The 21,553-nt window shown below is 63.2% G+C and carries 18 protein-coding genes and 1 other RNA gene; 11 read left to right on the top strand and 8 right to left on the bottom strand.

Features of this window, described 5'->3' with window-relative positions; translation table 11 throughout:
* The first annotated feature begins 54 nt into the window (after positions 1 to 54).
* The 4 genes from AC1RMF_RS03350 to moeA all read left to right on the top strand — a co-directional run bounded on the left by AC1RMF_RS03350 (position 55) and on the right by moeA (position 3,852).
* Positions 55 to 690 carry a response regulator transcription factor gene (locus tag AC1RMF_RS03350; RefSeq protein WP_342617252.1) on the top strand — a complete coding sequence of 212 codons (636 nt, stop codon included), beginning with the start codon at positions 55 to 57 and terminating at the stop codon, positions 688 to 690.
* Positions 691 to 760: 70 nt separating this feature from the next.
* On the top strand, positions 761 to 1,924 hold the full coding sequence (gene moaA / locus AC1RMF_RS03345) for a GTP 3',8-cyclase MoaA (RefSeq protein ID WP_493139518.1): 1,164 nt from the start codon (positions 761 to 763) through the stop codon (positions 1,922 to 1,924).
* 3 nt (positions 1,925 to 1,927) lie between these two features.
* The gene (gene mobA / locus AC1RMF_RS03340) at positions 1,928 to 2,578 is read left to right on the top strand and encodes a molybdenum cofactor guanylyltransferase MobA (protein WP_493139516.1); all 651 of its coding nucleotides are present in this window, start codon (positions 1,928 to 1,930) and stop codon (positions 2,576 to 2,578) included.
* Positions 2,575 to 3,852 carry a molybdopterin molybdotransferase MoeA gene (gene moeA, locus AC1RMF_RS03335; protein WP_342617249.1) on the top strand — a complete coding sequence of 426 codons (1,278 nt, stop codon included), beginning with the start codon at positions 2,575 to 2,577 and terminating at the stop codon, positions 3,850 to 3,852. The genes mobA and moeA overlap by 4 nt, the downstream gene beginning before the upstream one ends.
* Before the next feature lie 17 nt (positions 3,853 to 3,869).
* On the opposite strand, the gene rnhA is transcribed toward moeA, so the two are convergent.
* Both rnhA and AC1RMF_RS03325 read right to left on the bottom strand, forming a co-directional pair.
* Positions 3,870 to 4,322 carry a ribonuclease HI gene (gene rnhA / locus AC1RMF_RS03330; protein WP_342617248.1) on the bottom strand — a complete coding sequence of 151 codons (453 nt, stop codon included), beginning with the start codon at positions 4,320 to 4,322 and terminating at the stop codon, positions 3,870 to 3,872.
* The gene (locus AC1RMF_RS03325; protein WP_493139512.1) at positions 4,319 to 5,110 is read right to left on the bottom strand and encodes a class I SAM-dependent methyltransferase; all 792 of its coding nucleotides are present in this window, start codon (positions 5,108 to 5,110) and stop codon (positions 4,319 to 4,321) included. The genes rnhA and AC1RMF_RS03325 overlap by 4 nt, the downstream gene beginning before the upstream one ends.
* Here AC1RMF_RS03325 and gloB point away from each other — a divergent pair.
* Positions 5,109 to 5,879 (top strand): hydroxyacylglutathione hydrolase, encoded by a 771-nt coding sequence (gene gloB / locus AC1RMF_RS03320; protein ID WP_493139510.1) that lies wholly within the window; start codon positions 5,109 to 5,111, stop codon positions 5,877 to 5,879. The genes AC1RMF_RS03325 and gloB overlap by 2 nt on opposite strands.
* A complete protein-coding gene (locus AC1RMF_RS03315; protein WP_493139509.1) occupies positions 5,876 to 7,468 on the top strand; it encodes a transglycosylase SLT domain-containing protein in 1,593 nt (530 codons plus the stop codon). Before gloB ends, AC1RMF_RS03315 begins: the two co-directional genes overlap by 4 nt.
* Before the next feature lie 14 nt (positions 7,469 to 7,482).
* Here AC1RMF_RS03315 and recR read toward each other — a convergent pair whose 3' ends face one another.
* Genes recR through dnaX form a run of 3 tightly spaced genes read right to left on the bottom strand, consistent with a single transcriptional unit; the run spans position 7,483 to position 10,432 of the window.
* The gene (gene recR, locus AC1RMF_RS03310) at positions 7,483 to 8,073 is read right to left on the bottom strand and encodes a recombination mediator RecR (RefSeq protein WP_342617158.1); all 591 of its coding nucleotides are present in this window, start codon (positions 8,071 to 8,073) and stop codon (positions 7,483 to 7,485) included.
* 18 nt (positions 8,074 to 8,091) lie between these two features.
* On the bottom strand, positions 8,092 to 8,424 hold the full coding sequence (locus AC1RMF_RS03305) for a YbaB/EbfC family nucleoid-associated protein (RefSeq protein ID WP_493139506.1): 333 nt from the start codon (positions 8,422 to 8,424) through the stop codon (positions 8,092 to 8,094).
* 25 nt (positions 8,425 to 8,449) lie between these two features.
* Complete coding sequence (gene dnaX, locus AC1RMF_RS03300) at positions 8,450 to 10,432, bottom strand: DNA polymerase III subunit gamma/tau (RefSeq protein ID WP_342617156.1); 1,983 nt, start codon at positions 10,430 to 10,432, stop codon at positions 8,450 to 8,452.
* Positions 10,433 to 10,497: 65 nt separating this feature from the next.
* Between dnaX and ffs the strand changes: the two genes are divergently transcribed.
* From ffs to AC1RMF_RS03275, 5 genes are all read left to right on the top strand, one after another.
* An RNA gene (ffs, locus tag AC1RMF_RS03295) (signal recognition particle sRNA small type) lies at positions 10,498 to 10,593 on the top strand.
* A 112-nt stretch (positions 10,594 to 10,705) separates the two neighbouring features.
* Positions 10,706 to 10,933 carry a hypothetical protein gene (locus AC1RMF_RS03290; protein ID WP_493139504.1) on the top strand — a complete coding sequence of 76 codons (228 nt, stop codon included), beginning with the start codon at positions 10,706 to 10,708 and terminating at the stop codon, positions 10,931 to 10,933.
* 11 nt (positions 10,934 to 10,944) lie between these two features.
* A complete protein-coding gene (locus AC1RMF_RS03285; protein ID WP_493139502.1) occupies positions 10,945 to 11,538 on the top strand; it encodes a flavin reductase family protein in 594 nt (197 codons plus the stop codon).
* A 72-nt stretch (positions 11,539 to 11,610) separates the two neighbouring features.
* The gene (locus tag AC1RMF_RS03280) at positions 11,611 to 12,438 is read left to right on the top strand and encodes a phosphate/phosphite/phosphonate ABC transporter substrate-binding protein (protein WP_342617152.1); all 828 of its coding nucleotides are present in this window, start codon (positions 11,611 to 11,613) and stop codon (positions 12,436 to 12,438) included.
* Positions 12,435 to 14,330 carry an ATP-binding protein gene (locus AC1RMF_RS03275; RefSeq protein WP_493139499.1) on the top strand — a complete coding sequence of 632 codons (1,896 nt, stop codon included), beginning with the start codon at positions 12,435 to 12,437 and terminating at the stop codon, positions 14,328 to 14,330. The genes AC1RMF_RS03280 and AC1RMF_RS03275 overlap by 4 nt, the downstream gene beginning before the upstream one ends.
* Here AC1RMF_RS03275 and AC1RMF_RS03270 read toward each other — a convergent pair.
* From AC1RMF_RS03270 to AC1RMF_RS03260, 3 genes are read right to left on the bottom strand one after another with little or no spacing between them, the layout of a single operon-like run.
* The gene (locus tag AC1RMF_RS03270) at positions 14,327 to 15,580 is read right to left on the bottom strand and encodes a TIGR03862 family flavoprotein (RefSeq protein ID WP_493139497.1); all 1,254 of its coding nucleotides are present in this window, start codon (positions 15,578 to 15,580) and stop codon (positions 14,327 to 14,329) included. The genes AC1RMF_RS03275 and AC1RMF_RS03270 overlap by 4 nt on opposite strands.
* Complete coding sequence (locus AC1RMF_RS03265; RefSeq protein WP_493139495.1) at positions 15,577 to 18,888, bottom strand: UvrD-helicase domain-containing protein; 3,312 nt, start codon at positions 18,886 to 18,888, stop codon at positions 15,577 to 15,579. The genes AC1RMF_RS03270 and AC1RMF_RS03265 overlap by 4 nt, the downstream gene beginning before the upstream one ends.
* Positions 18,885 to 21,494, bottom strand: a complete 2,610-nt coding sequence (locus AC1RMF_RS03260; RefSeq protein WP_493139493.1) for a PD-(D/E)XK nuclease family protein — start codon at positions 21,492 to 21,494, stop codon at positions 18,885 to 18,887. Before AC1RMF_RS03260 ends, AC1RMF_RS03265 begins: the two co-directional genes overlap by 4 nt.
* Positions 21,495 to 21,553 lie beyond the last annotated feature (59 nt).

Below are 21,553 nucleotides of genomic sequence, written 5' to 3'. Positions count from 1 at the left end.
AAATACTCTACGATGGGGGCCTGGATAAGCCGTACAAAATTAAAAGAGCATCGAGTGAAAATTCTTGTCGTTGATGACCATGCGTTGGTGCGCGAAGGGTTGCGTCAGGTTTTAAAGGGCCTGGAAGACCACTTGGACGTGTTGCAGGCCGGGACCTGCGAACAGGCCTTTTCCGTTGCACAAGCCCACGGTGATCTGGATCTGGTGCTGTTGGACTATCACCTGCCGGACATGAACGGCCTGGAGGCACTGTCGGTCTTTGGCGACCGGCACCCCGAACTTCCCGTTGTACTGCTTTCGGGCTCGGCCAATGTACAGATCATGCGCCAGGTACTGCAGGCCGGTGCCGCCGGTTTTGTCACCAAGGCCTGTGTCAGCGACGAATTGTTGCGCGCGGTGCGCAGCGTACTCAATGGCGACATCTATCTGCCGCAGGAACTCCACACGCCCAATCCTTCTGACACGCACACCTCCCCGTCAAAGCAGATGCTGACCCAACGCCAGGAGCTGGTGCTGAGTTGCCTGCTCGATGGACTGTCGAACCGTGAAATTGCAGATCAACTGCACGTGTCTGAAGAAACCATCAAAACCCATGTGGCCGCCATACTGCGGCACTTCGACGTGCAGAATCGCACACAGGCGGTGGTTGCGGCAACCCGTATCGGCTACCGCCCCCTCAGCACCCAATAGCCCCTTTTGGCAAACTATCCATTCTTCAGCCGCTCGCTCCGCGGGTGCCGAGAGGATGGACAATAGGACCATGGCAGAACAACCAAGCAAGCGCATCATCCCCGTCACGGACCAACGGTCCGGATCACTGGGCGTCCCCGCTACAGCCCTGAATGCGCAGGCCCTGCTACCGGCCAGCGGACTTCTGCAGGATGCAAGGGGGCGTGTCCTGCGCGACCTGCGCATCAGCGTCACCGACCGATGCAACTTCCGCTGCAGTTACTGCATGCCCAAGGATGTCTTCACCAAGGACTACCCTTACCTGCCCCACAGCTCCCTGCTGACCTTTGAAGAAATCACCCGGATCGCACGGCAGTTTGTGGCCCATGGGGTGACCAAGATACGGCTCACCGGTGGCGAACCCCTGCTGCGCAAGAACCTCGAAATCCTGATCGAGCAGCTGTCCGCACTGCGCACTCCGGACGGAAACGCGCTGGACCTGACGCTGACAACCAACGGCTCCCTGCTGACACGCAAGGCAGAAGCACTGCGCGCGGCCGGCCTCAAGCGCCTGACGGTCAGTCTGGATGGTCTGGACGATGCCGTGTTCCGCGCCATGAACGATGTGGACTTTCCGGTCCGAGATGTGCTCGACGGCATCGAGGCGGCACAAACGGCGGGTCTTGGCCCGATCAAAGTGAACATGGTGGTCAAGCGTGGCACCAATGACCAGCAAATCCTGCCCATGGCGCGGCACTTCAAGGGCAGCGGCATCGTATTGCGCTTCATCGAGTACATGGACGTGGGCGCCACCAATGGCTGGCGCATGGACGATGTGCTTCCCTCCGCCGACGTGATTCGTCTCTTGCAGCAGGAGCTGCCGCTCATACCGCTGGAGGCCTCGCAGCCGGGCGAAACCGCCCAGCGCTGGGGCTATGCCGATGCCAGCGGCCAACATGACAAGGCCGCCGGCGAAATCGGTGTGATCAGCAGCGTCACGCAAGCCTTCTGCTCCGACTGCAACCGCGCCCGCATGTCTACCGAAGGCCAGCTCTATCTGTGCCTGTTCGCGAGCCAAGGCTACAACCTGCGCGACCTGGTGCGCGGCGACCACTCCGACGAAGAAATTGCATCTGCCATCGCCCATATCTGGCAGGGCCGCAAGGACCGCTATTCCGAGCTGCGCAGCGCCGAAGGGCCTGCGCCCGCCGAAAGTGGCAAGCGCAGGGTCGAAATGAGCTACATAGGCGGCTAGGCCATGCAGCCAACTGCGCTGGACACTCGCTCCGTGTGCGCCGTGGTGCTGGCTGGTGGTCGGGCAACCCGCATGGGCGGGCTGGACAAGGGTTTGCAGCCGTTTCAGGGGCAGCCGCTGGCTGCGCTCGCCCTGGATCGCCTGCGCCGCCAAAGCGCAGGAACACCTGGTCTGCTTGCCATCAATGCCAATCGCAACCTTTCCGAGTACCAGGCTTTGGGTGTGCCCGTCTGGACCGACACCGTACCCGACTTTGCCGGACCGCTGGCTGGATTTCTGGCCGCCATGCGCCAGTGCGAGAGCCAGTTCCCCTATCTGCTGACCGTACCTTGTGATTCACCCCGGTTTCCGTTGGATCTGCTACAGCGCCTGGGCGAAGCGCTTTTGCAGCAGCAAGTGCCCATCGCCATGGCCATGGCGCCCGATGCACAGGAGGCCGACGGCATCTTGCACGCCCAGCCGGTCTTTTGTCTGCTGCGCACCGCACTGGCTGACAAGCTGCAGGCATTTCTGGAAAGCGGAGGCCGCAAAATCGGCGCCTGGACCGCGAGCCAGGGACAGGCAAAAGTGCCTTTCAACGCTCCCGGCGACGACCCTCGGGCTTTTGCCAACGCCAATACCCTGGACGATCTACACCAATTGGAGACTCGATGAAGACCCTGGAACAAGTCGCTGCCAGCCTGCAGGGCTACGACCCGCAAGCCTTGCGTGCCGACAAGGCCGTGCAGTTCCTGCAGACGCTGGTCACACCCGTGGCGCAGACCGAGCTTGTGGCTCTCATGTCCGCCCTGGGCCGCGTGCTGGCCGCTGACGTCATCTCGCCCATCGATGTACCCGCCCATGACAACTCTGCCATGGATGGCTTTGCCCTGCGCGGCGCGTTGCTGCAACCCGGCCAGCCGCTCAAACTGCAGATTGCTGGCACCGCTTTGGCAGGCAAGGCCTGGACCGGAGAGCTGACAGCGCATCAATGCCTGAAGATCATGACCGGCGCGGTCATGCCCGCGGGTCTGGACACGGTCGTGCCGCAGGAGCTGGTGCAGGTGGATGGCGATCACATCACCATTCCTGCCAACGCATTGCAGCCAGGCGACAACCGCCGCTTCAAAGGAGAAGACCTGTGCAAGGGCAAGCCCGCACTGTTGGCGGGCAGCACCATTGGCCCCGCGGCACTGGGCCTGCTGGCCAGCTTGGGGCTTCCCACCGTCGAGGTGCGCCGCAAGCTGCGCGTGGCCTTCTTCTCCACCGGGGATGAAGTTCTCAGCCTGGGTGATGTGCCGCGTGCGGGAGCGGTGTATGACAGCAACCGCTATACCCTGTTCGGTCTGCTCACGCGCATGGGCGTCGAGGTTTTGGACATGGGTGTGGTGCGTGACGACCCCGCCGCGTTGGAAGCAGCCTTCGCTCAAGCGGCAGCGCAGGCAGACGCCATCATCACCAGTGGGGGAGTGAGCGTTGGCGAGGCCGACCACACCAAAGCCGTGATGCGCAAGATGGCAGGCGGCGAAGGCGGTGTTGCCTTCTGGAAAATTGCCATGCGCCCTGGTCGCCCGATGGCGGTGGGGCGCATCGGCCCGGCCATCCTGTTTGGCCTGCCCGGCAACCCGGTGGCCGTGATGGTGACCTTCTTGGCCTTTGTTCGCCCTGCGCTGCTGCAGATGATGGGTGCACAGGTCGAAGCCCCCCTTCCGCTGAAGGCACGCAGCGCAGAGGCGATTCGCAAAAAGCCCGGACGCACTGAATACCAGCGCGCCATAGTCCAGACCGCTCCGGACGGCAGCCTGCAAGTGAAGACCACGGGCCAGCAAGGCTCCGGTGTCCTGAGCTCTATGGTAGTGGCCAACGGCCTGCTGGTCCTGCACCACGACCAGGGCAATGTGGCCGTGGGCGAAGAGGTGGATGTCCTGATGTTTGACGGGCTGATCTAGGACATCGGGGACGTGGCCTAGCGCTGTGCCAGCGCTTTTTCCACGCCTTTGTTGGCCAAGGCGTCGGCCCGCTCGTTGCCGGGGTCTCCGGCATGCCCCTTGACCCAGCGCCAGTCAATCGTGTGACCGCTGGTGGACACCAGCGCGTCCAGACGCTGCCAGAGGTCCACGTTTTTCACCGGCTGCTTGGCGGCGGTCTTCCAGCCTTTGGCTTTCCAGCCCGCAAGCCACTCCGTAATGCCCTTGAGCACATACTGGCTGTCCAGATGCAAGACCACTGCGCAGGGCCGCTTGAGGGCGGCCAGCGCCTCAATCACGGCGGTCATTTCCATGCGGTTGTTGGTGGTACCCAACTCACCGCCAAACAACTCCTTTTCGGAACCATCGGGCGAACGCAACAACACGCCCCAGCCGCCAGGGCCGGGGTTACCCTTGCAGGCCCCGTCGGTATAAATCACAACATCAGTCAATCCAGTTTCTCCACTTTGGAATAGTCGCTCAGGCTGCGGGCAGCCGATACAGGTTTGGCAGCGCGTGCCGGTTGTGCTTTCCAAGCCGGGCCCAGCAAACGCATGCCACGCACGCGTTTGACGGCAACCAGAAAATACGCGGCCCCGAGTATGGGCCACCAGCGAGCGCCAGCGCGGTCCATCCACTCAAAACGATTCAGCCATTTCTCACTGCGAAAGGCTGGCCGGTAACAACCGAACTCGCCCTGCTCCACTTCAAAACTCAGCAGCCGCAGCCAGTCGCGCAGGCGCCAGTAGCCAATGAACTCTCCGTCCTTCGGCAGAAACAGGCTGCCACCACCCAGCCTTCTGCAGATGTGACCACGCGTCTGCTTGAAGCCCCACAGGCTGAAGGGATTCATGCCGAAGATCACCACGCGCCCCTCGGGCACCAGCACGCGCTCCACTTCACGCAGTGTGGCGTGTGGCTCTGCGCTGAACTCCAGTGTATGGGGCAATACCACCAGGTCCAGGCTGCTGGACGGAAAGGGCAAAGCCGAAAAATCCGTGCGCAACGCCACCGGGCGTGTTGCCCCCTCGTGCAATCGGCCCAAAGAGTCGAGTGCAAGCCACTGATGCGGCATGCGGTTAGTATGCAGTCCATCGAGTTGCGGCAGGCCAAGCTGCAATGCGTGGTAGCCAAAAATGTCGGCGACAGCAGCGTTCACCTGTGCCCTTTCCCACGCCAGCAGGTACTGCCCAGCTGGAGTCTGCAACCAGTCAACCAAACTTATAATCGATTCACTCATGAAGTTAATTCCGCTGCCTGCTTTTGCTGACAACTATATTTGGATGCTGCACGACGGGCGCAAAGCACTGGTGGTGGATCCAGGTGATGCCCAACCGGTGCTTGAGGCCCTTCAGCGCGAAGGCCTGCAACTCGAATCCATTTTAGTCACGCACCACCATGCGGATCACACCGGCGGTGTAGCGCGGTTGCGTGATACCACCGGCGCCCAGGTTTTCGGCCCGGCCGGTGAGGAAATGCCTGAGCCCTTGAAACGTCTGAGCGGCACCGACAGCTGCACAGCCATGGGTTTGACGTTCCGCGTCATCGACGTGCCCGGCCACACCGCAGGGCACGTCGCCTATTACTGCGAAGACTGGAACGGCGCTCCGCTATTGTTCTGTGGCGATACGCTGTTCAGCGGTGGTTGCGGCAGGCTGTTTGAAGGCACACCCGCCCAGATGCTGGCATCGCTTGACAGCCTGGCGGCACTGCCCGATACGACGCGCGTCTGCTGCACCCATGAATACACCCTGAGCAATCTGAAATTTGCGCTGGCGGTAGAGCCCGCCAATGTCGATCTGCAACAGTACAACGTCCATTGCCAGGAGCTGCGCAGCCGCAACACACCCACCCTGCCCTCCACGATTGCTCTGGAACGCAGAATCAACCCCTTTCTTCGCAGTCGCGTGCCTGCCGTGATGGCCGCCGCCCGCACGCATGATGCTGCGATGACCGAGCAAACAGGCGCATTTGCAACATTGCGCCAATGGAAGAACGAATACCGATGAATGGTTTGAAACTGCTCGGCCTGTGTGCACTGGTATGGCTCACAGGTTGCGCGACAGTGGTCGCCCCCGTGCCGGCCCCACCCAACACCCTGGAACCGACACCAGGCCCGCAAACAGGAGCTGTACCCCGTACCCAGCCTGCACCGTCCCCAGTGCGCCCCCGCGCGTCCACCCCGGCAGTCACCGGTTCAGTCGCCAACGGGCCGGTTGCCGACTATGGTTTCTCACCGCAGGCTGACCAACGCAGCTCACGTGCCGTGGCCTCCATGGAACCGCCCAAGGATCTGTGGGAGCGCATCCGCCGCAGTTACGCCATGCCGGACCTGGACAACGATCTGGTACACGACCGCGAGCAGTGGTACGCAACCCGGCCGGACTACATCTTCCGCATGACCGAGCGCTCCAAGAAGTATCTCTTCTACATTGTTGAGGAACTGGAACTGCGCAACATGCCCACCGAGCTGGCCCTGCTGCCTTTTGTGGAGAGCGCCTTCAACCCGCAGGCGGTGTCCAGCGCCAAGGCCGCCGGCATGTGGCAATTCATGCCCGCTACCGGCCGCACTTTTGAGCTCAAGCAAAACGTGTTTCGCGATGACCGGCGCGATGTGCTCGCCTCCACCCGTGCCGCCCTGGATTACCTGCAAAAGCTCTACAACATGTTTGGCGACTGGCACCTGGCGCTGGCGGCCTACAACTGGGGTGAAGGCAGTGTGGGTCGCGCCATCAGCAAGAACCAGCGCGCGGGCCTGGGCACGGGCTACCAGGACCTGACCATGCCCATGGAAACGCGCATGTACGTGCCCAAGCTGCAGGCCATCAAAAACATCGTAGGCCAGCCGGATGCCTTCAACTCCCGATTGCCCGACATCGGAAACCACCCGTACTTTGATACGGTCACCATCCGCCGCGATATGGACGTGGCCATTGCCGCCAAGCTGGCCGAGGTGCCCATCGACGACTTCAAGGCGCTCAACCCCTCCATCAACAAGCCAGTCATCATGGCTGCGGGCACTCCGCAGATCCTGCTGCCTTGGGACAACGCAAAGGTCTTCCAGACCAATCTGGACGCGTATACCGGCGGCAGGCTGGCCAGCTGGACCGTATGGGTGGCGCCTACCACCATGCGCCCGGTAGATGCTGCCAAAAAGGTTGGCATGGGAGAAGCGGAGTTTCGCAGCGTCAACAACATTCCGCCGCGCATGCTGATCCGTCCCGGCTCCGCACTGCTGGTTCCGCGTGCCGCACACAATGAACAGGAAGTCACCAGCCAGGTGGCCGACGGCGGTCAAGTGTCGCTGGCACCCGAGATCGTGCTGAAGAAAACCATTGTGCACGCGGTCAAGGGGGCGACGGTCGCGTCCGTGGCTGCCAAATACAAAGTCACGGTGGCCAATGTGGCACAGTGGAACAGCGTCAGCGCGTCGGCTAGTTTCAAGGCCAAGCAGCCGGTGATCCTGTTCCTGCCACAAAGCCAGGCCAGCAAGGCTGCATCCTCTGATCGCAGCGCTGCGGAGCCCGCGGTGCGCAAGACCAAGGCCGTCGCGGCGCGCCCCACGGCGCCAGTAAAGAAAGTACGCAAGAAAAAGTAACGGGCGGGACCGGCCTAGCGCCGGTCCACCAGCGCGTGGGCAATGGTGCCCAGATCCACGTATTCCAGTTCGCTCCCCACGGGCACGCCGCGCGCCAGCCGTGTGGGTTTGATGCCGCGGGCCTTGAGCCCTTCGCTGATGACGTGCGCAGTAGCCTCGCCTTCGGCCGTGAAGTTGGTGGCCAAGATGACCTCCTGCACCACACCGTCGCAGGCGCGCTCGAACAGCTTCTTAAGACCCAGCTCATTCGGCCCAATGCCATCGAGCGGGCTAAGCTTGCCCATCAGCACAAAGTACAGCCCCTTGTAGGCGCCGGTGCGCTCCATGGCTGACTGGTCGGCCGGGGTCTCGACCACGCACAGCTTGGTCTGGTCGCGCGCAGCATTCATGCAGGTGTCGCACACCGCATGCTCGGTAAAGGTATTGCACAGCTCGCAGTGCCGCGTGAGCTTGCAGGCATCGTCCAATGCACGCGCCAGGTTGTGTGCCGCCGCGCGGTCGTGCTGCAGCAAATGGAACGCCATGCGCTGCGCCGACTTCACACCCACGCCCGGCAGGCGCTTGAGCGCCTGGATCAGTGCGTCCAGCGAATGGGCATCAGACATGTAATGGAGGGTGCGTGATCAGAACGGGAACTTCATGCCGCCGGGCAGACCGGGCATGCCTGCGGTGATCTTGGCCATTTTCTCGGTGGACGTTTCTTCTGCCTTGCGCACTGCGGCGTTGAATGCTGCAGCCACCAGGTCTTCCAGCATGTCCTTGTCTTCAGCCAGCAAACTGGGGTCAATGGTCACGCGCTTGACGTCGTGCTTGCAGGTCATGGTCACCTTGACCAGGCCCGCGCCGGATTCGCCGCTGACTTCGATCAGACCCAGTTCGTCCTGGGCCTTCTTCATGTTGTCCTGCATCGCCTGCGCTTGCTTCATCAGTCCGGCGAGTTGTCCTTTGTTGAACATGTTTTTCCTTCGAGGGGTTTAAAAATTACAAGGGCTTGATGGAGCCGGGCACGATTTTCGCGCCAAAGTCCCGCATCATCGTCTGCACAAACGGGTCGTCCAGAATTATCTTTTCGGCAGCGCGCTGCTTTTCCTCGGACGCCGCCGCATTGCGACGGGCCGGGCAATCGGTGATGCGGCCGATCTCCACCGCCAGCCGCACATCAAAACCGGCGCCGCGCAGTGCCGTGGTCAGGCGGTCACGCGAACCGGGCTGGTTGAGCGTTTCGCGCTCCACGCGCAGCAGCCACTGGTCGGTATCCCGCGCCACCAGCTGTGACTGCAAGGCCAGCTCACGCACCAAGGCGTTGATGGCCTCCGCCGCAATCAGCTGCTGCACCGTGGCGTGCCAGAAGTCGCCCTCTTCCGTGGGTATCAGCACGGGTGCCGCCGGGCTCACGCCCAGATCGACGCGCGATTCGGCCTGCTGGCGCACCACCGGCACGGCCAGCACCTTGGCAGGTGTAGCCGGCAACCGCAAATCACTGGTTTGCAAAGAATCGTCTTCGGCCTCGGCATCGCTGCGCGGGTCGCTGTCCATCACAGCCAGACGTTGCCCTGCGGGCAAGCCGTCGTGGGGCTCCACCGGCTGCGGGCCGGGTATGGGCTCCCGAGGCTGTACCGGTACGGCAACCGGTGCCGGAGCTACTGGTTTTGCAACAACGGGCTCAGGCGCAGGTGCATCCTCCCATGGCTGCACCGCGCGCGGGGCCGGTTGTGCCGAAGGCGCTGTCGCTGGTGGCGAAGCAGTTGTGCGTTGGGGGACTTCCGCCACTGGCGCCGCTACGGCCACGCGTTGCGGAGCAGCCGCCGCTGCGGGCGCAGCTGCGGCGCGGGGTTCAGCTTTCGCTAGAGTTTTTTTTTCAGCCGATGGCTTGAAGGCCAGCAGACGCAGCAGCACCATGGTGAGCGCCGCGTACTCGTCAGGTGCCAGCCCCAGATCCGCACGGCCATGCAGACAGATGCTGTAGAGCAGCTGGGTTTCGTCCGCGGGCAGCAGATCGGCAAGCCGGGCCAGATCGGCCGCTTCCGGGTCAGACTCGTCCGCATCCGTGGGGCCTGCAGCCTGCAGCACGGCCATGCGCTGCAGGACAGTGGACATTTCTTCCAGCGTGGACGCAGCACTCAGACCATTGAGACGCAAGGTCTCCGAAGTTTCCACCACGGTCTTGCCGTCGCCAGCTGCCAGGGCTTCAATCAGCCGGAACACATAGCCGCGGTCCACGCTGCCCAGCATCTGGCGCACCGTGGCCTCTTGCAGTTGCCCGGAACCAAAGGCAATGGCCTGGTCGGTCAGGCTCAGCGCATCGCGCATGGAGCCACGCGCGGCGCGCGCCAGCAGGCGCAAGGCCTGCGGCTCCGCTTCCACATTTTCGAGCTGCAGCACCTGCTGCAGATGCTCGCGCACGGTTTCGGGCGCCATGGGCCGCAGGTTGAACTGCAGGCAGCGCGACAACACCGTGACCGGCACCTTCTGCGGATCGGTGGTGGCTAGTACGAATTTCAGGTATTCGGGCGGCTCTTCCAGCGTCTTCAACATGGCGTTGAACGCCGTGTTGGTGAGCATGTGAACCTCGTCGATCATGAAGACCTTGAAGCGTCCCTGCACCGGCTTGTAAACGGCCTGCTCCAGCAGGGCCTGGACTTCATCCACGCCGCGGTTGGAGGCGGCATCGAGCTCTGTGTAATCAACAAACCGACCACTGTCGATGTCGGTGCACGCCTGGCACACGCCACAAGGGGTAGCGGTAATGCCGCCCTGCCCGTCTGGCCCCTGGCAATTGAGCGATTTGGCCAGAATGCGCGACACCGTGGTTTTGCCCACACCGCGAGTGCCGGTGAACAAATAGGCATGGTGCAGGCGCTGCGTCGTCAGCGCATTGGTCAATGCCTGCACCACATGGTCCTGACCCACCATTTCGGTGAAATTGCGGGGACGGTACTTGCGGGCGAGCACGAGATAAGACATGCCGCGATTCTACGGGCTGGGTTGCGTGCCGGTTTTCACAACGGCGCTCGACTACAATCTTGGTTGACGGGCCCTCCCGCATGGTGAAGCGGCCAACCGGGTCAGGTGGGGAACCAAGCAGCCCTAACTGTGGAGCCAGTGCCGGGTAAGGGCTCGTCAACCTCATTTTGGGATGAACACTTTGGACAGATTGATCAAACACCTGCCCAAGAACAATGGCGCTGACAAGTCCATGCCGGACCGGGCGCCGTCCATCCATCCTGTGCAATAGCCATGGTGTCGCGCAGGACGCTGGCCTGGCTGAAATCACGTTTTTCCGCCCGGGAACCCAGCCCCGAGCAGCGTGCCCGTGACCTGATAGCCGCCATTGATGCCGGTGGCGTTCCACTCAACCCGGCGCGCGTCAACGACATCGCCCGCAAACTGGGGCTGGAAGTGTCCAGCAAGGCGTCCATGACCGACACCATTGCGCGCATCCGCGAAGCACTTCAACGACTTTGACTGCATTGCCCATGCCCGTTCCTGCCTTCTTTGCACCCGTCCCCCTGGAAAAAGCCTATCGCCTGCTGAACCATGGCCCGACCGTGCTGGTCTCGAGCGCCCACGCGGGCAGCGTCAACATCATGGCCGCCGCCTGGTCCTGTCCACTGGACTTCAGCCCGCCCAAGGTCACCGTGGTGATCGACAAGGCTACGCGCACCCGTGCACTGGTGGAAGCCAGCGGCCAGTTTGTCCTGAACCTGCCTTGCCAGTCCATCGCCGCGCTCACACTCGCCCTGGGGTCTGAGAGCGCGGTGGATGTCCCCGACAAATTGCAGCGCCACGGCGCCCAGGTGTTTTCTGCCCCCAACGTTGACGCCCCGCTGGTGCAGGGCTGTGTGGGCTGGCTGGTGTGCAAGGTGGTGCCAGAACCGCACAACCAGACGGCCTACGACCTGTTCATCGGCGAGGTCACGCATGCTTTTGCTGACAGTCGCGTGTTCCAGGATGGGCACTGGAATTTTGACGACCAACCTGATGCACTGCGCACCTTGCACTATGTCGCAGGAGGCCAGTTCTACGTCACAGGTGCTTCACTGAAGATTGATGCGCCGGAATCGCTGTAGCCGTTGACACACAACCGGCTGGCTATCGACAGCGCGCGGGATAATGGGCCATACAACATACAGGTTCAATTTATGCGCACGCCGTTCGTCACCCGCCGATTGTTTCTGGGAGCCGCCTTTTCGCTGGCGGCCTTGAGCGCATCAGCGCAAACCGCAGGCGTATTCCACCTGGGCATTGCGCCACATACCAGTGCCCGCGTGATTCTGGAGATGTACCAGCCACTGCGCGCCCATCTGGAAAAAGCACTGGGCACCCCGGTGGAAGTGGTCACCGCACCGGACTTCACCGAATTTGCCAAACGCATGTTGCACCAGGACTACGATCTGGTGGTCACCACCGGACACCAGGCCCGGCTGGCGCAGACCGATGCGGACTACATCCCTCTGCTCACTTACAGCGCCGATTTCCGCGCAGTGGCACTGGTAGCTGGCAGCAGCAAGGCCAAGACGGCCAAGGACCTGCTGGGCAAACCGGTCCTGGGCCTGTCGCCCACTTCCCTGGTCACGCTCTGGGGACAGCATTGGCTGAAGCAGAACGGCAACAGCGAAACCCTCAAGTACGTGAGCGCCTCCGACAGCGTTGCGCGACTGGTGCTCTCCGGCGAGGCAGCAGCAGGCTTTACATCACTGGCCAACTACCAGAGCCTGAGCCGCGACCTGCAGGCGCAAATGCGCTTTCTGGTCATCAGCGACCCGATGGCGGGCCGCGTCTACATGCTCAACAAACGACAGTCTGCACGCAAGGAACAGATCGACGCCGCTCTGACGACCTTTGCCGCCAGCCCCGAGGGCAAGGCCTATTTTGAGAAATACAAGCTGGAAGGCTATCGCAAGCTCAAACCCAAGGAACTGGAGCAGATGGAGCCCTACGCCAAGGAAGTGCGCGCCTCGCTGCAATGAAGCTGAACCGCTTTCACATGCCGCTGCGCTCGGTACGGGCCCGCTTTCTGCTGGCCGCCGTGGTGGTGGAGGCTTTCATGCTGACGCTGCTGGTGACCAACAGCCTGCGCCTGATGAACGATTACCTGGTTGAGCAGGTCGAGCGGCAAGCCCAGCAAATCATTCCCGTGTTGTCCGCGGCAACGGTTGCGCCCTTGGCCCAGCGTGACTACGCCACCGTGCAATCGGTGCTGGACGAGAGCCTGAGCAAGAAGGGCGTGCAGTACCTGATCGTGGTGGACAACCAGGGCAACCGGGTAGCGTCCAGCGGCTGGCCCGCGGACAAGGCGCTGCCCAAGCCAGACCAGGGGTTTGAAATCTCGCTGCAATCAGCCACGCCCATGCACCAGGTGCAAACGCCCATCCTGATGTTTGGCCAACCACTGGGCACGCTGTATCTGGGCATGGACCTTTCACACATCCTGGCCGCACGCAAGGCTCTGCTGGCACAGGGCTCACTGATCGCGGTAGGCGAACTCGTTCTCTCCGCTGTGCTGCTGATGTTGCTGGGTTTGTGGCTGACCCGTCACCTGGTCGACCTCACCCGCGCCAGCCGCGAGGTCACCCAGGGCAACCTCAATCCGGCACCGGTGTTTGAAGGAGACGATGAGCTGGGGCAGCTGGGGACCGCCTTCAACACCATGTCGCGCACGATCAAGCAGCGGGTGCTGGATCTGGAAATGGCCAAGGCCCAGGCCGAGGAGTCCAACCGGGCCAAGAGCGAATTCCTGGCCACCATGAGCCATGAAATCCGCACACCCATGAACGGAATCATCGGCATGACCGATCTGACGCTGGACACGCCGTTGACCGAGGAGCAGCGCGAGCATCTGCTGGTGGTCAAATCGTCTGCTGCAGCGCTGCTCAACATCATCAACGAGGTACTCGACTTCTCCAAGATCGAAGCCGGCAAGATCGAACTCGAAGCACTGGAATTCGACCTCGAACAGGTCATGCGCCATTGCCTGGCACCCCTGCGCGTGCGCGCCCAGACCAAGGGCCTGAAACTGGAGACCCTGAACGCGGGCCCCTTGAATACCTACCTGGTGGGAGACCCCAACCGTTTGCGCCAGGTGCTCACCAACCTGGTGGGCAATGCCATCAAATTCACCGCGCAGGGTCAGGTGACTGTCGGTTGGGAAGGCCCACGCAACGCGGAGCGCAACTTCCGCTTCTGGGTCAAGGACACCGGCATTGGCATTCCACTGGACAAGCAAGAGCGCGTGTTCGAAGCCTTTACCCAGGCCGACAGCTCCACCACGCGCACCTACGGCGGCACCGGTCTGGGACTCACCATCTCCGCCACGCTGGTGCGGTTGATGGGTGGCGATATCCGCGTAGAGTCCATTCCGGGTCAGGGCAGTACCTTTGAATTCAGCGTACCCCTGGCCATTGGCAGGCCCTTGGAAACTGCGCTGCCGCTCTCCGCAGCCAAGGTCGTCACGCCCCAGCTGACCGAAAACGGAGTACCACAGAGTCTGAAGGTCTTGCTGGTGGAGGATCACCCCATCAACCAGAAACTGGCCATCAGCCTGATGGAGCGCGCGGGCCATCGGGTGACACTGGCACAGAACGGTGAAGAGGGCTTGCATTTCGCCATGCAAGACCGCTTTGACGTGGCACTCATGGACATGCAGATGCCGGTCATGGACGGACTGGAATGCACCCGCGCCATCCGCGCCTATGAGGCGGCGCAGTCCGGCAAGCGTCTACCCATCATCGCTATGACAGCCAATGCACTGCCCAGCGACCGTCTGGCTTGTGAAGAGGCCGGCATGGACGGCTTTCTCTCCAAGCCCTTCAAGGCCGACGAGCTGCGCCAACTGCTCGCCGGCTACCAGCCGCAACCCTAGGCGCCGCGGCGCAACCAGTCCAGCGCACCCAACCCCGCCGCATGGCCGGTGGCAAAACACGCCTGCAGCAGATAGCCGCCCGTGGGCGCTTCCCAATCCAGCATTTCACCGGCGCAGAACACGCCGGGCAGTTGCTCCAGCATCAGCCCCGGGGTGAGCACCTCGAACAGCACGCCACCGGCACTGCTGATGGCTTCATCAATCGGCCGGGCCGCCTGCAGCGTGATGGGAAGTGCCTTGATGGCAGCAGCCAGTTGCGCCGGATCGTTGAACGCAGCCTTACCCAGCAATTCATGCAGGATGGCCGACTTGATGCCGTCCAGATTCAGGCGGCTTTTGAGATGGCTGGAGAGTGAACGCGATCCACGCGGATGGGCTACCTCCTGCGCCACTTTTTCGGCGGACACGTCGGGCAGCAGATCGAGCGTGAAGGTTGCACTGCCGTTGCGAATGATCTCATCGCGCAGCGGTGCCGATGCCGCATACACCAGGCTGCCTTCCACCCCGTGGGCGGTTGCCACAAACTCGCCCTTGCGCCGCCACTGCGCGCCCTGCGGACCGGTCAGCGTGATGGCTACCGATTTGAACGGCTGCCCGGCAAAGCGTGTGGAGAAATACTCACTCCAGCCCCCTTTTACGTCGAATCCACAATTGGACGGCAGCAAGGGCGCCACCGAGACGCCCTGCTGCACCAGCAGGGGCACCCAGGCACCGTTGGACCCGAGACGCGCCCAGCTGCCACCGCCCAGCGCCAGCACCACGGCCTGGGCCTGTACTTCCACCGTGCCCGTTGGCGTTTCAAATTGCAGGGTACGGTCTTCAGCCCACCCCAGCCAGCGGTGGCGCATGTGGAACTGCACGCCCACGCCGCCAGGCGGATGACGCAGACGCTGCAGCCAGGCGCGCAACAGCGGTGCCGCTTTCATGTCCTTGGGGAAGACCCGCCCGGACGTGCCGACAAAGGTATCAATGCCCAGCTCCTGCACCCAGGTGCGCAAGGCGCTGGAGTCGAAGTCCTTGAGCAGACGCTCGATCGCATCGCGCCGCTCGCCGTAACGGCCGGCAAAGGTGTCGGCGCTCTCGGAATGGGTGAGGTTCAGACCACCCTTGCCGGCCAGCAGAAACTTGCGCCCGATCGAGGGCATGGCATCAAACAGATGAACGGCAACGCCGGCCTCGGCCAGGCGGTGTGCAGCCATCAGGCCGGCGGGGCCGCCCCCGACGATGGCCACGGGAATGGATAGTTTCATGGTGTATTCAGTTCAATCAGTGCGCCCTGGGGCGTCAAAAAGGCGGCACGCACGGTAGCGGCGCCGTAGGTCTGCGCAATGGATGCGCGGTACCCCAGGAGTTGATCACACAATGCGGCATCGTTTTGGGGCGCCGCGCTGGATTTGTAGTCCAACACCCACCATTCGCCGCTGGAACGCAATTGCACCAGCCGGTCTATGCGCAGCAGGCGTCCGCCGCGACTCAATGGGACTTCGTTGGCATGGAATGACAGCTGCTCCGCATCCCAGGCCCAGGCCGCATCGCCCGTGGCAATGCGCCGGGCCATGTCCACGGCAAGCGTCATGTGCTGCGCATCCAGCGCGAAGGCTTGGGCCGTGTGGACCGTGCGGGATTCCGGCCAAGGCGTCTCTGCCCTGCCGTAGCCGCCAGCGTGCACCGGCAGCAGTTCCAGCAGGCGGTGCATGGCCTGGCCGATGCGGGATTCCACGCTATCGGCTTCGGGCTGGGGTCTGGCACTACCCGCCGCGTTCCCCCCCCAGCGCAGTGCTGTTGGCAGCTCCGGCAAGGTCGGCATGACAAAGCCCACTGCGACCTGATCTGTTCCCGTTGATCCAGCGAATGGACCGAAATCTGCGGGCTCCACTTCCGCCGGTTGCGCGTGGGGTACCAACCGTGTCCACCAGCTTGCGGGATTGGCACTGCGTGGCACCACGCTGGAAATCACCAGCGTCTGTTGGGTGCGGGTCAATGCCACGTAGAGCGCATTGAGCTCCTCGCGGCTGCGCTCGGCCTGTTCCATGCGCAGTGCATCCACCACGCAAGCAGGTGGATTGGATTCACTGGACAGAAAGATGAAGCGGCGCGGAAACGCAGCTTCACCGGGCCAGTCCACCAGGGCGCCCATGGTCTCGGCGCGCGCCTCGCGGGCATCGGTGTCCAGCAACAGCACCAGTGGCGCCTCCAGTCCCTTGGCGCCGTGGATGGTCAGCAAGCGCATGGCGCCGCTGTCGGAGCGCACCGGTGCCTTGTTGCCGCCCGCGCGCAGGGCGCGTACCAGGCGGTAGGCCGTGATGTAGCGTCCGCCGTCCACCGCCAGCGCCGCATGCAGCACGGCTTGCAGGTTGGCCACCACGCCATCGCGCTGGTTGGCTGGCGCGGCTGCCGCAAAACGGGCCAGCACATCACCGCTCTGGTAGATGGCACTCAGGGCGTCATGCGGCAGCATGCTGTCCACCCAGGTTTTCCACAGGGCGAGTTGTTGTGCGGAAGTCTGCAGCATCTGCGGCAGGTCAGCGCCGGATTGCAGCACCTGCATCCAGCTGATGGTGCTGCCCTTGGGCGTTGCAACTTGCATGGTCTTGCGCTGCAACGCCAGTTGCACCAGGTCCGCATCGCTCACACCAAACAAGGGCGACTTCAGCGCCCGCGCCAGGGACAGGTCATGCTGTGGCGACACCAGCGCATCCAGCAAAGCCACCACGTCCTGCACCTCGGCAAAGTCGATCAAGTCGCTCTTCTCGGGCTGCTGGGCCGGTATGCCCAGTGCTGCCAACTCGGCTTGCATCAGGCCCAGGCGTTCACGCTTGCGCGCCAGCACCATCACATCCTTGGGTGCCAAGGTACCGCCCGAGGCCTGCATGCGCGATTGCAGCCACAGCGCGGCCTGGCGGCATTCCAGCACCTTGCGGCTTTCCTCTTCCTCAAAGCGCGGTTGCGTGAGCGAATCACGCCACGCCTGCCTCGCCTCGGTGTCACGCGCCTCCATCGGCTCAATGGCGGGCAGTTGCAGCACCTGCCCCGCATCCAAAGATTCACTGGTGTGCTGGCGAAAGCCTTCAAACTCCTGTCGCTCCTGGGCCTGGGCCATCACGGCATTGACCGTGGCAATCACGGCTTGCGCGTTGCGCCGCGTGTGGTCACAGCTCAGCAGGTCACCGCCAAGCCCCTCCTGGACAAAGGCCTTGGCGGCACGGAACACCTGGGGTTCGGCGCGACGAAAGCGGTAGATGCTCTGCTTGGGGTCGCCCACGATGAACACCGACGGTGCATTGCCGGCACCAGCGTAGCCCGATAGCCACGCGTGCAGTGCCTGCCACTGCAGCGGGTTGGTGTCCTGGAACTCGTCGATCAGCAGATGCCGCACCCGTGCATCCAGACGCTCCTGCACCCAGCCGCTGAGCTCCTCGTCCCGCAACAGCACCAGTGCCGCACGCTCCAGGTCGCCCATATCGATCCAGCCGTGCTCGCGCTTGAGCTGCGCATATTCGTCCAGCAGGATGCGGCTCAGACGTGCCATGCGCTGCTGGTGCAGCCAGGCAGCGTGCTGCAGGCGGGCCTGGTTCAGCCGCAGCAAAAAGTCCTGCGCCTGCTGCACCACTTCGGCCTGTGCAAACTTGTCGCCCAGCTTGCGCGGCTCTCCCTTTTGGGTCAGCAAGGCATCTGCAATGTCCGCATCGCGGCCTTCGGTCAGGGCGCGCTCCAGCGCACTGGCGGCCTGTTGGCACTTGGCACCCTTTTGTTGCCCGAGGATGCTGGCCACACGCTGCAGCAGTGCACGTGTTTCGTCACTGCGCAGGGCCGCATCGGGCGTGGCATAGGTGGCAAAGTCCGGGAACTGCCGGGCAAAAGGATCCACCGATTGCTCCACTACACCCTGGGCGTCAGCCAGCGCAAATTCGGTGCGCTTGGAAAGCGCCGACTCCAGCGCCTTGTGTGCGTTGAAGCGGCCATAGGCTTGCACTGCCTGGGCATAGTCCGTTCGCGCCGCTTCCTCTTTGGCGATGCGGGTCTGAAAGCGCCGCCAAACCAATGCTGTGGCCTGCTTGTCATCCTCCAGCAGTTGGTAGGCCGAGGGCAGGCCCAGGCTGTGCAGAACGCCCAGGGGTGCGGTGCGCAACAGTGCCGCAAACCAGCTATGGAAGGTGCGGATCTGCACCGGCCTGCCACCGTGCAGCAAAGCGGTGTGCAGCCCGCGCAGCGTGTGCAACTGCTCCGCCGTGGCCGGCTGGGCAAAGCCGCGCATGCGCAGTTCGCTTTGCAACTGCGCGTCGGTTGCGCTGGAGAACTGGTGCAGCCACTCCTGCAGACGCTGGCGCATTTCGCCTGCCGCCTTCTTGGTGAAGGTGATGGCCAGGATCTCCTGCGGTGCCGCGCCTAGCAGAAGGGCTCGCACCATGCGCGAAACCAGCATCCAGGTCTTGCCAGCACCGGCGCAGGCTTCCACCGCCACACTGCGACGCGGGTCGCAGGCGATCTGGTAGAAGCGCTCGCGCGCCACGGTCGCGCCATTCCACTCGAATGCTGCGGTATCGGGCATGCCGCTCATGTGCTACCCCAGAAGTCTTTGCGGCACAGGCCACGGGCGTCGCAGTAGTCGCAGGCCTTGCCCTGCCCCAGCGCGGGCAAGGGTGCGCCTTCGGCGATGCGCTGCATGTCGCTCAGCATGCCCTCAATGAGCGCATCGCGCGCCTGCACAATGTCCGCTTGCTCCATGGTGGCGGTTTTCTTTTCCGAGATGTTGACATAGGCACCGCGCAAGGTGTCCTGCGGCAGCAGTGCTGCGTAGAAGGCCATTTGCGTGTCCTCCAGCGGGTCGCTGATGCGGGCCCGCGTCTTGTCACTGCTCTCCGTCTTGTAGTCCAGCACCATCACAACGCCACCAGCTAGATGGTCGATCCGGTCCACGCGGCCACGGATTTGTAACGGGCCAATCTGCTGCTCACAGTCGGTCTCGCCGCTGGCATAGACGGCGGACTCGGTAGTCTCGTACTGTTGCAACCAATCCAGGTAGGCCTCGCGTACGGCGGGCCAGGACGCGGCAAAGGGCAGGAATTCGCCCTCGTCCAGCCCCATCTTGCGGGTAGCTTCCAGTGCCGCCGCTTCCAGAAGGTCCTGGCGCAGCGCACGGTTGGCGCTGGCCTGCGGTGCCAGCGTGGTGTGGAACTGCTGCAGCACCGCGTGCAGCCAGACGCCAAAGTCGCGCTTGTCGACTTCCTGCTCCAGTTCGTCCACCGACTTCAGCCCCAGCTGACGCAGGGCAAAGAAACGGTAGGGACAGTGGCGCAGGTCATCGTAGGCGCCCTGGGTCAGATGCGAAACCGGCAACTGCTCGCCCGTGGGCTGCGGCATGGCCGTGGGATGGGCATCCACCGGACGCGACACGCGCTGGTCCGCAGCGGGTGCAGCGTCATCGTCGGACTCCTGCAGCAATTGCACCAACGGGCTGGGCAACAAGGCCTCGCCACTTTCATCGCCGCTGCGCCAGAACACTTCACACACCGGTGTCTGCAAGGCGCTGTGCCAGGCGGCACGCTGGTTGGCCTGCAAGGCGTCACGCGACGGCAGGCCCAATGCCTCGCGCTGTGCCGCGGTCCAGATGCCAGGCGGCTCGGGCGCTGCTAACAGCCGCACTTCATCGCAGCCTGCCAGCAGCACGGCCGCAAAGGGACGACCCAGCATCTGGCTCATCGGCAGAATCACCACCTGCTCGCGCTCGGGGTATGCGGGTTTGAAGCTTTGCGCCTCCAGCGACTCATTGACCCAGCGGCTGAAGGCGCTCAAGTCCATGCGCTGTTGTGACCAGAGTGACTCGGACAGCAATGCATCCACGCCCGGCCCCGCCAGCAGGCCCAGGGACTGCGCCAGTTGCGCACCCGCAGCGTCCGTCTCCAGAACCTGCCACATGCCGCAACTGGTCAGTGCGGAGCGCAACCATCCCAGCCATTGCGCCAGGGTGTGCTGTCCTTTGGCGCCGGATCGCACCAGTTCAATGGCCTGCAGCGTGGCGGCCAAGTCCTCACTGCGGCGCACGCTATCGCTGTTTGCCGCATGGCGCCAGTCGCGTACCTGGTCGCGCCGCAAGGCCACTTCCAAAGCGTCGCGCGCGGGCGCAAAGTCCGGCGCACACCGTTTGAGCCAGTTCAGCATCTGGTCGCTGGTGGCGTTCCAGGCGCATGCCTGCAACAAGGCCATGACACCGGCAGCCGCATGGCTGGTGGAGAGCTTCCAACCGTTCTCGTCACGTATGGCTATACCGGACGCATCCAGCAGGGCGCGCACGCGGCGTGTCAGCGCCCGGTCCGAAGACACCAGCGCCAGGGGAAATGTGCCCTCTGCAATGCGTGCCAATGCTTGTGCGGCACAGCGCTGCGCCTCGTCCTCAGCGTCATGACAGGCATGCAGTCCGATGCCAGCTTTCCGCGGTGGTACGGTGTCCGCGTCCTGCAGCGCCATGACCAGCAGGCGTTCACCCCATACCGGCTTCAGTCCTAGGGCCAGCGGATCGTTGGCAATGCCCTGCACCATCACCAGGCAGTCCACGTCGGGACATTGATCACGTTCAAACAACAGATCGCTGGGGTAGTTGGACAAGGCCGCCCACTCCACCGCAATCCCTGCAACCGCCAGCTCCCATTGCATGGCGCCTGACGCCATGCCCAAGGCCACGGATTGGCGGGCCCGCCGGGCCCACTGCGGACGCTCAGAGGGCGGGCAAGCCGCGGCCAGTGGGGCCAACTGGTGCGCCGTCTGCACCAGCAACCCGGCCAATGCAGTCTGCTGCTCGGCCAGACCGGCCTGGGCCAGCATGGATTGCGCGCTCAAGGTGTCCCAGGTCGCATCCATGCGGATATCGGTAGGCGCCGGACTGAAAGCGCCTACGTCGCTGGTCCAGTTCATGGTGGTCTCGAAGCGGGGCGCAAAGCCGTCACCGAACCGTCGTGTCCACAAACGTGCGGCCAATGGCCGCAACTGCGCATAGGGCAGCAGAACCAGTGCGCGCGATGGGTGAACAGAAGCCACCTGCAACGCCGCAGCCAACCTGGACAAAAATCCTTGGGTGGCATGCATCCACGTCGCCATGACGGGATGGTCGTCCGGATAAGAGAAGGCAGCCAGCTCGCCGGAACCATCAATTTTCACTATGTCATTCATAGATGCGGGGGCGGGGGGTGGGAGCTTGGTTTCTGTCACAATGCCGCAACTTTAGCTGT

This window comes from Rhodoferax sp. GW822-FHT04A08 (assembly GCF_058801025.1).
This window is presented reverse-complemented; position numbering and strand designations above follow the sequence as displayed.